This window comes from Bradyrhizobium sp. 157 (assembly GCF_023073815.1).
GTDB lineage: Bacteria > Pseudomonadota > Alphaproteobacteria > Rhizobiales > Xanthobacteraceae > Bradyrhizobium.
Genome location: NZ_JADPKF010000097.1, coordinates 1 through 1,051, shown reverse-complemented (window position 1 = coordinate 1,051; position 1,051 = coordinate 1). Strand labels below are relative to the sequence as shown.

The 1,051-nt window shown below is 59.8% G+C and carries 1 protein-coding gene; it reads left to right on the top strand.

Features of this window, described 5'->3' with window-relative positions; all coding sequences use genetic code 11:
* Positions 1 to 52: 52 nt before the first annotated feature.
* Positions 53 to 1,039: an integrase core domain-containing protein gene (locus IVA95_RS30650; RefSeq protein ID WP_247513891.1), complete on the top strand. Its 987-nt coding sequence runs from the start codon at positions 53 to 55 to the stop codon at positions 1,037 to 1,039.
* The last annotated feature ends 12 nt before the right edge of the window (positions 1,040 to 1,051 follow it).

Genomic DNA, 1,051 nt, shown 5'->3' with positions numbered 1-1,051 from the left:
TGTGCATGTTCACTAATTCGCTGATTGGATCGCTCCACTGGAGGACGATCCAATGCGCGATAACAGCTACGACCGGACGATTGAACGCAACTATCTGCAGAAGTGGCGATTTTTAATTCCGGAGTACGAGGCGGTAAAGGCAGGCAGGTCGGCGGCGTTCAAGAGTGTCGGGGATTTCTACCGCCACCATGGGACCTGCTCGCAGACGTTCCGGAAGTATTACAATCGCTATCTGCAGAGTGGTGAGGAAGCGGACCTGCTGCCGCGCCGTCGCGGGCCCAAATGGCGGGAACGGCGCGAGCCGGAAGGGATCGAGGCGGAGATCGTCGCCCATCGCCAGCGGGGGATGAACCGCTACGAGATCCATGCCGTCTTGCGTGAGACGCGCGAGAAGGTACCTTCGCCCATCACGATCTACCGGGTGCTGAGACGCCACCAGCTGAACCGCCGCACGCCTGCGATGCGTGAGGAGAAACGCCGCATTATCAAGGACAAGCTCGGGGAACTGGGCCACGTCGATCTGCATCAATTGCCGCGCGATATGTTCCTCGCGCCACCCCCGGTCACGGCCTACCTCATCAGCCTGGTCGACAGCTGCTCGCGTCTGGCCTGGGCCGAGGTTCTGACTTCCAAGAAGGCGCTGCCGGTGATGTTCAAGACCCTGAAGATGATCAACACCCTCAACGTCACCTACGGGCTGGTCTTCCAGGAAATCCTGTCCGACAACGGCGCCGAGTTCGCCGCCCGTACCAAGCCGGACGAGCATCCGTTCGAGGCCATGCTGCTCGAGCTCGGCATCAAGCACCGTTACACCAGGCCCTATCGGCCACAGACCAACGGCAAAGTCGAACGCTTCTGGCGCACGCTCGATGAGGACGTCATCGAAGGCGCCACCTTCGACAATCTCGACCACTTCGCCAACGAGCTGTTCGAATACCTCGTCTACTACAACAACCACAGACCCCATCAGGCCTTGGCAGGGCAAACTCCCAAGGCCTTCGCCGCTACCAAGACCACCGCGATCCAATCAGCGAATTAGTGAACATCGACA

Excerpts from the sequence above, each read along its gene's own strand:
- IVA95_RS30650 (WP_247513891.1), top strand. The coding sequence starts at position 53 with ATGCGCGATAACAGCTACGACCGGACGATTGAACGCAACTATCTGCAG.